Here is a 13,961-nt window from a genome sequence, read left to right as displayed (position 1 = left end):
ACTGCAACGTCGTCAGGTCGTCATCATCGGTGCCGGTCCCTCCGGCGCCATTGCCGGTGCACTGCTCAAGCGCAAGGGTCACGATGTGCTGGTGATCGAACGCCAGCACTTCCCGAGGTTTTCAATTGGCGAAAGCCTGCTCTGCCATTGCCTGGATTTCGTCGAGGAAGCTGGCATGCTCGACGCGGTCAACGCCGCCGGATTCCAGCTGAAAAATGGCGCTGCCTTCGCCTGGGGCGAGCGCTACAGCGCCTTCGATTTTGGCGACACCTTCACCGCCGGCAAACCGACCACCTTCCAGGTACAGCGTGCTGACTTCGACAAGCTGCTGGCTGATCAGGCCGCCCTGCAGGGTGTGGAAATCCGCTACGGCGAGAGCATCGTCAGCGTCGACTTCGAGCGGCCGCAACCGCGTCTGATCGTCCAGCGCGAAGATGCCAGCCAGTACATGCTGGAGGCCGCCTTCGTCCTCGACGCCAGCGGCTACGGTCGGGTCCTGCCGCGCCTGCTGGACCTTGAACTACCCTCGAATTTCCCGCCGCGCCAGGCGGTGTTTACCCATGTCCAGGACCAGATCGACAGCCCAACGTTCGACCGCGAAAAGATCCTCATCACCACCCACCCGACCCAGCGCGATATCTGGTTCTGGACCATCCCCTTCAGCAACGGTCGTTGCTCGGTGGGCGTGGTGGCGGCGGCGGAACACTTCGCTGGCCGCACGGACGACCTCGACGCCTGCCTGCAAGGCTTCATCGCCGAAACCCCCAGCCTGGCCGGCGCTCTGGAGAACGCCGTATGGGACACCGAGGCCAGGACCATCGGCGGCTACTCGGCCAACGTCAAAACCCTGCACGGACCCGGCTTCGCCTTGCTGGGCAATGCTGCGGAGTTTCTCGACCCGGTGTTTTCCTCCGGCGTGACCATTGCCATGCGCTCGGCGAGCATGGCCGCTGCCGTACTCGATCGCCAACTGCAAGGCCACGCTGTCGATTGGCAGAGCGAGTTCGCCGAGCCCTTGAAGCGCGGCGTCGATACCTTCCGTTGCTATGTCGAAGGCTGGTACAACGGAACCTTCCAGGACGTGATCTACCATGAGGGCGGCACCGTGGAGATCCGCCGCATGATCAGCTCGATCCTCGCCGGCTACGCCTGGGATGAGCGCAACCCGTTTGTCAGCGAAGCGCGCCGTCGATTGAAGATGATTTCGCAAATCTGTGCCCGGGACGCCACATGAACCTGATTCGTCTGATGCTGCTGTCCTGTGCCCTGCTGCTGAGTGCCTGCGCCAGTCGCGCGCCGTTGCCCGCCGCGCAACCGACCCTCGCCCTGCCGTTACAACTGCACATCGAGCAGACCGTCGACCAGCAACGCCAGGATTGGGTGTTGGTGGTTCAGCAGGAAGGCAGTGGTATTCGCTGGTCGATGATGGACCTGCTGGGCATTCCCCAGGCGCGACAGATCCTGCAAGACGGTGAATGGCAGGCTGACGGCCTGCTGCCGCCCAATCCCGAGGCCAGGGAGCTGTTCGCCGCCTTGCTGTTCGCCTTGACCCCAACAGCTGAACTGTCGGCCAACTACCCCGTCGCCTGGCAGCATGGTGCACAACGCGCGCTGCCGGAACGCTGGGACGTGCGCTACCAGCAACCGCTGAACTTTGAACTGAGGCTGATGAAGGGGCCGAAGTATCAGGTCACGCCGCTCAGTGGAGACATGCCATGACCGCCTACCTCAACGCCCTCGGGCTGGTCTGCAGCCTCGGTCGTGGCAAACGCCAAGTCGCCGAGCGCCTGTTTGCCGGGGACGACTCGGGCATGCGCGCAGCATCCGGCTGGGTGCCCGAGCGTTCGCTGCCGGTGGGCGCGGTCCAGGGCCAGTTGCCACCGATCCCCGCTGAACTGAGCCGCCACGCCAGCCGCAATAACCAGCTGCTGCTGGAGGCGGCGTTGCAGATTCGTGTCGAGATCGAACAGGCAATCCACACCTACGGTCGCGAGCGCATTGCCGTAGTGCTGGGCACCAGCACCTCGGGGATCCATGAGGCCAGTGAAAGCCTGGGGACGTACCTGCAAGCCGGGCAGTTCCCCGCTGATTATGACTATCGGCAGCAGGAGCTTGGCGCGCCAGCCGACTTTCTCGCCGACTGGCTACAGATCAGCGGCCCGGCCTACGTGATTTCCACCGCCTGCACCTCCAGCGCCCGTGCGTTGATGAGCGCCCAGCGCCTGCTCGACCTGGGCCTGTGCGACGCAGTGCTGTGCGGCGGCGTCGACAGCCTGTGCAAGCTGACGCTCAACGGCTTTTCGGCACTGGAAGCGGTGTCCGGGCAACGCTGCAATCCGTTCTCGGTCAACCGCAACGGCATCAACATCGGCGAGGCGGCGGTGCTGTTCCTGATGACCCGCTCTGCCCATGCACCCGCCATCGCCTTGCTGGGCGGCGGCGCCAGCTCTGATGCACACCATATTTCCGCACCGGAACCCGCTGGCCGTGGCGCGCTGCAAGCCATGCACAAAGCCCTGGCCCGCGCCGGCCTGCAAGCCGGGCAAATCAGCTACCTGAACCTGCACGGCACTGCCACCCAGCACAATGACGCCATGGAAAGCCGCGCCGTTGCCAGCCTGTTTCCCGAGGGCCTGCCCTGCTCCTCGACCAAGCCCCTGACCGGCCATACCCTCGGTGCCGCCGGCGCCCTGGAAGCTGCGTTTTGCTGGCTAAGCCTGAGCCCGGACAACCCCGACAACCGCCTGGCGCCGCACCTCTGGGATGGCCAGGCCGATCCCGAACTGCCAGCGCTGCACTGGGTGACCCCGCAAGATCGCCTGGCGTCCACAGCTGCGCGCTACCTGATGAGTAATTCCTTCGCCTTCGGTGGCAACAACGTCAGCCTGATTATCGGAGACGCACCATGATTGACTGGCCGCTCGCCGAACTGCTGCCCCACGCCGGCGACATGATCCTCATCGACCAGGTACTGGCCTTTGACGAAGAACAGATCCACACCCGCATGACGGTCAAGCCCGGCGGTTTGTTCAGCCGCGAGGACGGCAGCCTGCCGGCCTGGGTCGGCATTGAGCTGATGGCCCAGACCGTCGCCGCTTTTGCCGGCTGCCGGGCCCGCGAGGAAGGCCGCGCGGTGGAACTCGGGTTCCTGCTTGGCAGTCGAAAATTCGAATGCAACGTCGATCACTTCCCGGTGGGGACCGAACTCACCCTGCATGGCCGGCGATCGCTTGAGGATGACAACGGCATGGGCGTGTTCGAATGCCATATCAATGCGCCGGGCATCCACGCCAGCGCCCGCTTGAATGTGTTCAAGCCGCCCAAGGCGGCTCACTATCTCGATCCACCCAGAGAGTCCCGCGATGACTGAATCCGTACTGGTCACCGGCTCCAGCCGTGGCATCGGCCGCGCCATTGCCTTGCGCCTGGCGCAGGCCGGGCATGACATTGTCGTGCATTGCCGCAGCGGCCTGGCAGAAGCCAGCGCAGTGCAGGCCGAGATCGAAGCCCTGGGCCGCAACGCCCGGGTGCTGCAATTCGACGTGTCCGATCGCGCCGCCTGCAAGACTGCGCTGGAAGCCGATGTCGAGGCCCATGGCGCCTACTATGGCGTGGTGCTCAATGCCGGGCTGACCCGCGACGGCGCATTCCCCGCACTGAGCGAGGACGATTGGGACGTTGTGCTGCGCACCAACCTCGACGGTTTCTACAACGTCCTGCACCCGGTCATGATGCCGATGATCCGCCGCCGCGCAGCGGGACGAATCGTCTGCATCACCTCGGTCTCCGGACTGATCGGCAATCGCGGCCAGGTCAACTACAGCGCCTCCAAGGCCGGCCTGATCGGCGCGGCAAAAGCGTTGGCGATCGAATTGGCCAAGCGCAAAATAACCGTTAACTGTGTCGCACCCGGCTTGATCGACACGGCCATGCTCGACGACAACGTGCCGGTGGAAGAACTGATGAAAATGATCCCCGCACAACGCATGGGCACCCCGGAAGAGGTGGCCGGCGCGGTGAATTTCCTGATGTCGGCGGAAGCCTCGTACATCACCCGGCAAGTGCTGGCCGTCAATGGAGGGCTGTGCTGATGAAGCGCGTCGTCGTCACCGGCATGGCCGGCATCACCTCCCTGGGCAGCGACTGGGCAACCATCTCCGGGCATTTCAAGGCCAACCATAGCGGCATCCGCCGAATGCACGAGTGGGATCGCTTCACCGAACTGAACACCCGCCTGGCCGGACCGATCGATGATTTTCAGGTGCCCGGACACTGGACCCGCAAACAGCTGCGCAGCATGGGCCGGGTGTCGCGGCTGGCTGTGGGTGCGGCTGAGCGCGCGCTCGCCGATGCCGGCTTGCTCGGCGACGAGTCGATCAAGGACGGGCGCATGGGCGTCGCTTGCGGCTCGTCCACCGGCAGCACCGACGAGATCAAGGCCTTCGGCAACATGCTGCTGAACTCGGTGGCCGAAGGACTCAACGCCAACTCCTACGTGCGCATGATGCCCCACACCACGGCGGCCAATATCAGCATCTTCTTCGGCCTGACCGGTCGCCTGATCCCCACCTCCAGCGCCTGCACCAGCGGCAGCCAGGGCATCGGCTACGCCTACGAAGCCATCAAGTTCGGCCGCCTGCCGCTGATGCTCGCCGGCGGCGCCGAAGAGCTGTGCCCGACCGAGGCGATGGTGTTCGACGCGCTCTACGCCACCAGCCTGAAAAACGACGCACCGCAAACCAGCCCACGGCCCTACGACAGCGCCCGCGACGGCCTGGTGATCGGCGAAGGCGCCGGCATGCTGGTGCTCGAAGAACTCGAACACGCCCTGGCCCGAGGCGCCCATATCCACGCGGAAATCGTCGGCTTCGGCAGCAACGCCGACGGCCAGCACACCACCCGTCCCGAGCAGGCCACCATGCGCCGGGCGATGGAACTGGCGCTCGAGGATGCCGACCTGCAACCCGCGGCAATCGGCTACGTCAACGGCCACGGCACCGCCACCGAACAGGGCGACATTGCCGAAACCCAGGCCACCAGCAGCCTGTTCGGCAGCCACATGCCCATCAGCTCGCAGAAAAGCTTCCTCGGCCACACACTCGGCGCCTGTGGCGCACTGGAGTCGTGGTTCAGCATCGAAATGCTCAATCGCGACGACTACGCCCACACCTTCAACCTCGACCACATCGACCCCCAATGCGGCGCCCTGGACTACCTGCGTGGCGAATTCCGGCAGATGAGCAATCGGTATGTGATGAACAATAACTTTGCGTTTGGTGGGGTGAATACGTCGTTGGTTTTTCGGCGGTGGTGAACTATTGATTCAGGACAAATGGACAGCAATCGGTCAAGTGTCAGAGATAAGGAGAGCGAGCGGTCTGAACTGCATCAGGAAGTAGACAATCAGATCGCTGGCTCCTGGCACAACTCCAAAGGATGAATAAATGACGAACAAAGCCGTTATCGTTTTCAGTGGTGGACAAGACTCAACGACCTGCTTGATCCACGCCATGGCCAGGTACGACGAGGTGCACTGCATCACGTTTGACTATGGCCAGCGCCATCGGGCAGAAATTGAGGTGGCGCAGCAGCTTGCAACAAAACTGGGCGTCGCCGCGCACAAGATTCTGGACGCCTCACTGCTGGGCGAACTCGCTATCAGCAGCCTGACACGTGACAACATCCCATTGCCTCTCCCGGATAGCGCGAACGGTGGTTTACCCAGTACCTTCGTCCCGGGCAGGAACATCATCTTTCTAACCTTGGCTTCTATTTACGCTTATCAAATCCAGGCCCGCAGTGTCATCACGGGCGTCTGCGAAACAGATTTCTCCGGCTATCCGGATTGCAGGGATCAGTTCGTCAAAGCGCTCAACCTGGCCGTCGTACTGGGCATGGACTACATGCTTGAAATCGAAACCCCGCTGATGTGGCTGAACAAGGCGGAGACCTGGGCACTGGCCGAACACTACGGACAACTGGAACTGGTCCGTAACGAGACCCTGACGTGCTACCAGGGAATACAAGGCGAAGGGTGCAAACATTGCGATGCCTGTAACCTTCGGGCGAAAGGACTTTCGGCGTTTCTTGAAAACAGAACGGAAGTGATGAATTCGCTAAAAGCAAAAGTCGTCCTGTCGTAGCGGACGCAACTCAGTATCAAGATGTTCGGAAGCAGATAGATCCGTCCCTCACGCAGCCCGCCCGTTGGAAATATACTTTTTGAACAACGACCTTGCACCATAGGCGGGCAGCACATTGAAAACTGCGAAGCACATTTTTATGATGATCTGGACATAGATAATTTCCATAATCTGCTCATTATCCATTGACCCATAGAACGCAATGAAGCAGAAAACAAAGCTATCTATAATCACCGCAAAAAAGGTACTCAAGAAAACCCGCAAGAACAAAAACCTTGAGTTCGTTAACTCTTTGATTTTACAAAGCAAATAAGAATTAACATACTCGGAAATTATAAATGATACGGATGACGCGACCAAAGCAGCTATGACATGATTGACAACGTCGCTATAGGGCTTATCCAGTTGCCAACCAGTCATCCCCGGCAATAGGCTACTGCTCATCAGCAAACCAAGAATGAAAGCATTGCTCAAGAAAGCAAACAGTATCGCTTTTCTCGCCAGTCGCAGTCCGTACGACTCGTTCAATAGATCAACTATCAAAAATGTCAGCGGGTAGAGAAAAACCCCTGGGGTCACAACAACATCAAAATACTCAAGATATACAAGCTTCGCAGAAGCAACATTGGTAAATATATAAAGCGCAAACAGAGCCAAATTAAGCACCACGTAAGTCATCCACGACCTTTCGTGCCGATCACTGATCTCATAAGCCGTCGGCGCATCTCTGTTCGAATAGTACTTTCGGTAAATACCCTTAACTTCCGACCTACTTAGCTCATCCAGCACCTCGCTTTTCAAAAGATCACGCAACGATATTTTGAATACTTTACCCGTCGACACCACCATCAAAACGGCGAGAGCCTTGTGATTCTCAAACCCCAAAAGCTTGTACTTTACCTCCCCTAAATCAATCGCCATTGAACCGCTCCTCAACAATTTCCCCGACCACACCAGTCATACGCTCATCAAAATTTTCGCCCCGAACAACGCACACCGTTTTCGTCATCAAGTCGTACACCAGACCTTCGCCTTCGCCACTCCAAAAGCCTTTTCTAACGATCAGCAGATCCCCCGGCTCGCTTGATCCGCCAACGTCACTTTCCAGCAAAACCCCTATCAGATTACTTGCGGCACCAAAATAGTAGGTCAGTGGATGAGATACGATCAGCTGACCTATCTTCTTATCAAGACTAGAAACGACAGCGCTCTCCATGATGATGGGAACGGCGGCAGGATTCATATTTCCAAACACCGAATAACTGCTTTCCAGTGTTTCTTTCTCTTCGAAATCAACGATCTCTATTTCCGTGCAAGACACACCAAAGAAGTCGGATATTTTCCTGATGGTCGATTGCTGAACATTCACAACGCGACCCTCGAGAATGTTGTAAATCGTCGTTCTGGTCAAACCGCTGGCGTTGCACAAGGAAAGGCGCGTCTCCCCACGGCTTTCTATCAGATACCTGACATTACTCTTCAACCTCTCGGACTTTTCTTTTCTGTGCATCTTTAGAACACCACCTTCACCCATTCAATATTTTTTCGGCCTCAAGCAGACGACCAATCAAAACTCCCAATACAAACATGGCATTCGGACTCAAACAATAGCACTCGACGCGGGATTTTTTATAAGCGGACGCGTACTACAAAAAGAATGGATTTTACTTACAGAAATATCAAAACAGAAAATCCTGCAGGCCGCTCAACTTTAAACGAACTTTTATGAATCACCCTACAGACACCTGGAAGACACCCACTAGACTTAACCAATGTGCATTATTTTGATGAATTTCATTGATTATATGATTGACACTTAGTTAGGCTCGTCACGTCTTGTAGCCACCATTCAATTGCGACTATCAGCCTTGGGCCAATACTTCTTGAAGCCCTGCAAGGAGCTCCGGCATGAAAACAAACTTCCCCGACTCACCAGTATCGCAAGAGGCGCTGGATGTTGACATTTCCAAGTTGGCCGAACTCAGCGGGCGCACTGTCAGCGCACGGTTGCGGCAACCTGGCAAAATTGACCCCATCAGCCACATCTTCACCATCAACCCAAACGTCGACACCGAATCCCTGCTCTGTCATGCCAGTGAAACCCTGGCTTCGCTCAATGCCATGAGCACCGATCTGGCGTACGAGTTGGAGGGTTCACGGCGTAATGTGGCGCTGGCGATTCAGCAATTGGCCGTACTGGGCGAGTTGTTGGTCAATCGTGTTCTAGACGATCTGGAGCAACCCGATGGATTACCCAAAGCGTCGTAACGTCCAACCACTACACCCTGCTCGTCAGCAACTCGACAAACGCTCGCGCCATCGGCGATTTCTGGTCCTTGCGCTGGACTAGCCACACCGCCGTCTCCGCCGCCGGGTCGAGCAAGGGGCGGTAGACCACGCCGTCGATGCGCATGCGTTGGTAGGACGCCGGCAGTACCGAGACGCCCAGGCCCGCCGCCACCAGGCCGATGATGGTCATGGCTTCTCCGGCTTCCTGGGCGAAATGCGGGCTGAAGCCGGCGTCGCGGGCCAGGCTCAGCAGTTGCGCGTACAGACCGCTGCCGTAGCTGCGCGGGAAAAACACGAAAGGCTCATGGGCCAGGGCCGAGAGGAACAAGCCTTCCTCGCTGCCCAGCGACAGCGGATCCTTGGAGCTGAGGACCGCCACCAGTGGTTCACGGTTGAGCTCGACTACCTGCAGCGAATCCGGCAACGGCAGGGGGCGCATGATGCCGATCTGGATTGACTCGTCCACCAGCGCATCGGCCACCTGGGTGCTGCTCATTTCCCGCAGGTTCAGATGCACTGCCGGGAAGCGCTGGCGAAAGCCGAAGATCGCTTGCGGAATGGTCGAGTTGAAGGGCGCCGACGAGGTGAAGCCGATTTTCAGTTCGCCCAGCTCACCGAGTTGCGCCCGTCGCGCGACGTCCGCCGCCTTGTCGACTTGCGCCAGCACCAGCCGCGCCTCCTCGAGAAACAAACGCCCCGCCTCGCTGAGCTCGACCCGACGATTGGTACGCTCGAACAGACGCGCGCCCACTTCCTGCTCCAGCACCTGGATCTGCTGGCTCAGCGGCGGCTGAGAGATGCCCAGTGCCTGTGCGGCGCGGCCAAAATGCAGTTCTTCGGCGACGGCGATGAAGTAGCGCAGATGACGCAATTCCATGGGATTTCCATTAGGTCGTGAAAGCTATCAAACAGGTCGAACAATATATTGGATAGAAACATTAGCCGGCTATATGCTTTTTCCATTGCCTGCTGTGCCCTGTACTCCCGAGGTCCCCGTGAAAACTGTTGCTGCGCCACTCGCCCATGATCTCCCCCCCACCGCGCTGGACGATCAACTCAATTCGCTGAACGAGATCTACATCGAAAAAGGCACGCCGATGTTCCTGCGCACGGTGCTGGCGCTGTTCTGCGGCGGCTTCGCGACCTTCGCCCTGCTGTACTGCGTGCAGCCGATGATGCCGATGTTCTCCCAGGAGTTTTCGATCAACGCGGCGCAGAGCAGCCTGATCCTTTCGGTCTCCACCGGCATGCTCGCCATCGGCCTGCTGATCACCGGCCCCATCTCCGACCGCATCGGGCGCAAGCCGGTGATGGTCGCCGCGTTGTTCGCCGCTGCCCTTTGCACCCTGGCCAGCGCGCTGATGCCGACCTGGGAAGGCATTCTGCTGATGCGCGCCCTGACCGGCCTGTCCCTGAGCGGGCTGGCGGCGGTGGCCATGACTTACCTGAGCGAAGAAATTCATCCACAACACATCGGCCTGGCGATGGGCCTGTACATCGGCGGCAATGCCATTGGCGGGATGAGCGGACGATTGATCGTCGGGGTGCTGATCGACTTCGTCAGTTGGCACACCGCGATGCTGGTGATCGGCGGTCTGGCCCTGATCGCCGCCGCGCTGTTCTGGAAAGTCCTGCCCGAGTCGCGCAACTTCCGCTCACGTTCCCTGCACCCGCGCAGCCTGCTGGACGGCTTCACCATGCACTTTCGCGACGCCGGCCTGCCGCTGCTGTTCCTTGAGGCCTTTGTGCTGATGGGCGCCTTCGTCACCCTGTTCAACTACATCGGCTACCGCCTGCTGGCCGCGCCTTACCACATGGACCAGGCCTTCGTCGGGCTGCTGTCGGTGGTGTACCTGTCGGGGATCTACAGTTCGGCGAAAATCGGCTCGCTGGCGGACCGCCTGGGACGCCGTAAAGTGCTGTGGGGCACTATTGTGCTGATGCTCGCCGGTCTCGCGGTGACCATGCTCAGCCCGCTGCCGCTGGTGATTCTCGGCATGCTGATCTTCACCTTCGGCTTCTTCGGCGCACATTCGGTCGCCAGCAGCTGGATCGGCCGCCGCGCCACCAAAGCCAAGGGCCAGGCATCGTCGCTGTACCTGTTCAGCTACTACGCCGGGGGAAGCATCGCCGGCACGGTGGGCGGCGTGTTCTGGCACCAGGGCGGCTGGAACGGCATCGGGTTGTTCATCGGCACGCTGCTGGTGATTGCACTGCTGGTCGCATTGAAGCTGGCGAAGTTGCCGACCCTGGCAGAGAGCGCCAAGTCCTGACGCAAAAAAGGGCCGCATGGCGGCCCTTGGGGAGAAACACGGTCTTAGTTGAGAATTTCCACCCGATCGACATCGATCTCACGCTTGAGCAGGCCCTTTTCCACTTCACCGGTCAGCTTGACCCGGGTTTTGTCGTTGAAGGCGACCGCCGGTAGGTCCTCATCATCGATTTCAACGGTGACCGTACCGCTGGAATCCTTGAACTCGTATTTGTCGTCGTTGTTCAGCTTCTTCACCACAAAGCCCTGCAGGACGACAGGCGTGTCGTCAGCCGCTTCGTTGGCCGCGGCCACCGTGGTGATGGGCTCGGCACCCGGCCCGGTGTAACCGGCAGCCAGGACCGCGGTGCTGAACAGGGGGGCAACGAGCAGAGCGAGGTAGTGTGCTTTCATGGCGATGGTTCCATCTGGATTTCGATGGACTCAGCGTAAACAGGCTCGCTGAATTGAAACTTAATCTGCGTGCAAAAAAACGCCCGGCATTTGCCGGGCGTTTTTTATCGGGTCACGATCACTCGTGATACTGCGCCGACAACTCGTGCACCGCACGCAGGAAGGCACCGGCGTGTTCCGGATCGACTTCCGGGGTGATGCCGTGGCCGAGGTTGAACACGTGGCCGCTGCCTTTGCCGTAGCTGGCGAGGATCCGCCCGACTTCGCTGCGAATGGTTTCTGGCTTGGCGTACAGCACGGTCGGGTCCATGTTGCCTTGCAGGGCGACTTTGCTGCCGACGCGCTCGCGGGCGCTGCCAATGTCGCAAGTCCAGTCCAGGCCCAGTGCATCTGCACCGGCATCGGCGATGCTTTCCAGCCACAGGCCACCGCCCTTGGTGAACAGGATCACCGGCACCTTGCGCCCTTCGTGCTCACGAATCAGGCCGCTGACGATTTTCTTCATGTAGGCCAGGGAGAACTCCTGGTAGGCCGCCGCCGACAGGCTACCGCCCCAGCTGTCGAAGATCTGCACCGCTTGCGCGCCCGCCATAATCTGGCCGTTGAGGTAGCTGGTGACGGTCTGGGCCAGCTTGTCCAGCAACAGGTGCAGGGCCTGCGGGTTGTCGTAGAGCATGGTTTTGGTCTTGCGGTAGTCTTTCGACGAGCCGCCTTCGACCATGTAGGTGGCCAGGGTCCACGGGCTGCCGGCAAAACCGATCAGCGGCACACGGCCATTCAGTTCGCGACGGATGGTGCTGACTGCGTCCATCACGTAGCCGAGGTCTTTGTGCGGATCTGGAATTGGCAGAGCTTCGATGTCGGCCAGGGTGCTGACGACTTTCTTGAAGCGCGGACCTTCACCGGTTTCGAAGTACAGGCCCTGGCCCATGGCATCGGGGATGGTCAGAATATCGGAGAACAGGATCGCCGCATCCAGCTGTGGATAACGGTCGAGCGGCTGCAACGTGACTTCGCAAGCGAACGATGGGTTCATGCACAGGCTCATGAAGTCACCGGCCTTGGCGCGGCTGGCGCGGTATTCAGGCAGGTAGCGACCGGCCTGACGCATCATCCACACGGGCGTGACGTCTACGGGTTGCTTGAGCAGGGCGCGAAGGAAACGGTCGTTCTTCAGGGCAGTCATGTCGGCATCCGGAAAAAAAGTGCGGGCATTTTCTCAGAGCCGGACGCAAAAGGCACGAATGCAGGTCAGCCTTTTGTCTATCGGGTCAATTTGTCGCAATGAAATACGGAGTTTAGCAACTCCGCGAAACAACTGTGGGAACGAGCCTGCTCGCGAAGGGGCCGGTACATCCAACATTGATGTTGGCTGACAGACCGCTTTCGCGAGCAGGCTCGCTCCCACATTTGATCCCATTTCAAATCGAAATCGGTTTTATACGCCCAGGTAATCCAGGATCCCTTCGGCGGCATTGCGGCCTTCGAAGATCGCGGTTACCACCAGATCGGAACCGCGCACCATGTCGCCACCGGCGAAGATTTTCGGGTTGCTGGTCTGGTGCTTGTACTGACCTTGTTCCGGCGCCACGACGCGGCCCTGGCTGTCGGTCTGAATGCTGAACTGCTCGAACCACGGCGCCGGGCTTGGGCGGAAACCGAAGGCGATGACCACGGCGTCGGCCGGGATGATCTCTTCGGAACCCGGGATCGGCTCGGGGCTGCGACGGCCACGGGCGTCCGGCTCGCCGAGACGGGTCTCGACTACCTTCACGCCTTCGACCTTGTCTTCACCAACAATGGCGATCGGCTGGCGGTTGTAGAGGAACTTCACGCCTTCTTCCTTGGCGTTCTTCACCTCTTTGCGCGAGCCCGGCATGTTCGCTTCGTCACGACGGTAGGCGCAGGTCACCGACTTGGCGCCCTGGCGGATCGACGTACGGTTGCAGTCCATGGCCGTGTCGCCGCCGCCCAGCACCACAACCTTCTTGCCTTTCATGTCGACGAAATCTTCCGGCGACTTTTCAAAACCCAGGTTGCGATTGACGTTGGCGATCAGGAAGTCCAGCGCGTCGTAGACGCCCGGCAGGTCCTCACCGGCAAAGCCGCCCTTCATGTAGGTGTAGGTGCCCATGCCCATGAACACGGCATCGTATTCCTCGAGCAGTTGCTCCATGGTCACGTCCTTGCCGACCTCAGTGTTAAGGCGGAATTCGATGCCCATGCCGCTGAAGACTTCGCGACGATTGCTCAGCACGGTCTTTTCCAGCTTGAACTCGGGGATGCCGAAGGTCAGCAGGCCACCGATTTCCGGGTTCTTGTCGAACACCACCGGGGTCACGCCACCGCGCACCAGTACGTCGGCACAGCCCAGGCCCGCCGGGCCCGCGCCAATGATCGCGACGCGCTTGCCGGTCGGCTTGACCTTGGACATGTCCGGACGCCAGCCCATGGCAAAGGCGGTATCGGTGATGTACTTCTCCACCGAACCAATGGTCACCGCGCCGAAACCGTCGTTGAGGGTACAGGCACCCTCGCACAGACGGTCCTGCGGGCACACCCGGCCGCAGACTTCCGGCAGGGTGTTGGTCTGGTGCGACAGTTCGGCGGCGGCGAGGATGTTGCCCTCGGCCACCAGCTTCAGCCAGTTGGGAATGAAGTTGTGCACCGGGCACTTCCATTCGCAATACGGGTTACCGCAACCCAGGCAGCGGTGGGCCTGGTCGGCCGACTGCTGAGGTTTGAACGGTTCGTAGATTTCCACGAACTCTTTCTTGCGTTGACGCAACAGTTTCTTCTTCGGATCCTTGCGCCCGACCTCGATGAACTGGAAGTCATTATTCAGACGTTCAGCCATTGTTAAA

The 13,961-nt window shown here is 59.7% G+C and carries 15 protein-coding genes; 9 read left to right on the top strand and 6 right to left on the bottom strand.

Features of this window, described 5'->3' with window-relative positions; all coding sequences use genetic code 11:
- The first annotated feature begins 1 nt into the window (after position 1).
- The 7 genes from KW062_RS02735 to queC all read left to right on the top strand — a co-directional run bounded on the left by KW062_RS02735 (position 2) and on the right by queC (position 6,143).
- Positions 2 to 1,234, top strand: a complete 1,233-nt coding sequence (locus KW062_RS02735) for an NAD(P)/FAD-dependent oxidoreductase (protein ID WP_371321440.1) — start codon at positions 2 to 4, stop codon at positions 1,232 to 1,234.
- The gene (locus tag KW062_RS02730) at positions 1,231 to 1,719 is read left to right on the top strand and encodes a hypothetical protein (protein ID WP_371321427.1); all 489 of its coding nucleotides are present in this window, start codon (positions 1,231 to 1,233) and stop codon (positions 1,717 to 1,719) included. Before KW062_RS02735 ends, KW062_RS02730 begins: the two co-directional genes overlap by 4 nt.
- Positions 1,716 to 2,909, top strand: a complete 1,194-nt coding sequence (locus KW062_RS02725) for a beta-ketoacyl-[acyl-carrier-protein] synthase family protein (protein WP_105754040.1) — start codon at positions 1,716 to 1,718, stop codon at positions 2,907 to 2,909. The genes KW062_RS02730 and KW062_RS02725 overlap by 4 nt, the downstream gene beginning before the upstream one ends.
- Complete coding sequence (locus KW062_RS02720; RefSeq protein ID WP_105754041.1) at positions 2,906 to 3,370, top strand: hotdog family protein; 465 nt, start codon at positions 2,906 to 2,908, stop codon at positions 3,368 to 3,370. Before KW062_RS02725 ends, KW062_RS02720 begins: the two co-directional genes overlap by 4 nt.
- Positions 3,363 to 4,091, top strand: a complete 729-nt coding sequence (gene fabG / locus KW062_RS02715; RefSeq protein ID WP_027617442.1) for a 3-oxoacyl-ACP reductase FabG — start codon at positions 3,363 to 3,365, stop codon at positions 4,089 to 4,091. Before KW062_RS02720 ends, fabG begins: the two co-directional genes overlap by 8 nt.
- Positions 4,091 to 5,314 (top strand): beta-ketoacyl-ACP synthase, encoded by a 1,224-nt coding sequence (locus tag KW062_RS02710; protein WP_027617441.1) that lies wholly within the window; start codon positions 4,091 to 4,093, stop codon positions 5,312 to 5,314. Before fabG ends, KW062_RS02710 begins: the two co-directional genes overlap by 1 nt.
- A 130-nt stretch (positions 5,315 to 5,444) precedes the next feature.
- Positions 5,445 to 6,143 (top strand): 7-cyano-7-deazaguanine synthase QueC, encoded by a 699-nt coding sequence (queC, locus tag KW062_RS02705; RefSeq protein ID WP_027617440.1) that lies wholly within the window; start codon positions 5,445 to 5,447, stop codon positions 6,141 to 6,143.
- A 48-nt stretch (positions 6,144 to 6,191) separates the two neighbouring features.
- Here queC and KW062_RS02700 read toward each other — a convergent pair whose 3' ends face one another.
- Complete coding sequence (locus tag KW062_RS02700; RefSeq protein ID WP_027617439.1) at positions 6,192 to 7,064, bottom strand: queuosine precursor transporter; 873 nt, start codon at positions 7,062 to 7,064, stop codon at positions 6,192 to 6,194.
- The gene (locus tag KW062_RS02695) at positions 7,054 to 7,653 is read right to left on the bottom strand and encodes a helix-turn-helix domain-containing protein (RefSeq protein WP_027617438.1); all 600 of its coding nucleotides are present in this window, start codon (positions 7,651 to 7,653) and stop codon (positions 7,054 to 7,056) included. Before KW062_RS02695 ends, KW062_RS02700 begins: the two co-directional genes overlap by 11 nt.
- A 398-nt stretch (positions 7,654 to 8,051) precedes the next feature.
- Between KW062_RS02695 and KW062_RS02690 the strand changes: the two genes are divergently transcribed.
- Entirely contained in the window at positions 8,052 to 8,411 is a 360-nt protein-coding gene (locus KW062_RS02690) for a DUF6124 family protein (protein ID WP_105754042.1), read from the top strand.
- Between the two features lie 10 nt (positions 8,412 to 8,421).
- On the opposite strand, the gene KW062_RS02685 is transcribed toward KW062_RS02690, so the two are convergent.
- On the bottom strand, positions 8,422 to 9,309 hold the full coding sequence (locus KW062_RS02685) for a LysR family transcriptional regulator (protein ID WP_027617436.1): 888 nt from the start codon (positions 9,307 to 9,309) through the stop codon (positions 8,422 to 8,424).
- A gap of 166 nt (positions 9,310 to 9,475) precedes the next feature.
- On the opposite strand from KW062_RS02685, the gene KW062_RS02680 reads away from it, so the two are divergent.
- Entirely contained in the window at positions 9,476 to 10,705 is a 1,230-nt protein-coding gene (locus KW062_RS02680; RefSeq protein ID WP_306218831.1) for an MFS transporter, read from the top strand.
- Between the two features lie 44 nt (positions 10,706 to 10,749).
- Here the strand turns inward: KW062_RS02680 and KW062_RS02675 are convergent, their stop codons facing one another.
- The 3 genes from KW062_RS02675 to KW062_RS02665 form a co-directional block, all read right to left on the bottom strand.
- Positions 10,750 to 11,097, bottom strand: coding sequence for a YgiW/YdeI family stress tolerance OB fold protein (locus KW062_RS02675; RefSeq protein WP_027617434.1), 348 nt, complete (start codon positions 11,095 to 11,097; stop codon positions 10,750 to 10,752).
- Between the two features lie 118 nt (positions 11,098 to 11,215).
- Positions 11,216 to 12,283, bottom strand: coding sequence for a uroporphyrinogen decarboxylase (gene hemE, locus KW062_RS02670; protein ID WP_027617433.1), 1,068 nt, complete (start codon positions 12,281 to 12,283; stop codon positions 11,216 to 11,218).
- Between the two features lie 252 nt (positions 12,284 to 12,535).
- Positions 12,536 to 13,954 (bottom strand): FAD-dependent oxidoreductase, encoded by a 1,419-nt coding sequence (locus KW062_RS02665; RefSeq protein WP_027617432.1) that lies wholly within the window; start codon positions 13,952 to 13,954, stop codon positions 12,536 to 12,538.
- Positions 13,955 to 13,961 lie beyond the last annotated feature (7 nt).

Origin of the sequence: Pseudomonas fluorescens (assembly GCF_019212185.1) — a bacterium.
Lineage (GTDB): Bacteria > Pseudomonadota > Gammaproteobacteria > Pseudomonadales > Pseudomonadaceae > Aquipseudomonas.
The sequence above is the reverse complement of the archived record's forward strand: the minus strand, read 5'-3'. Positions and strand labels throughout refer to the sequence as shown.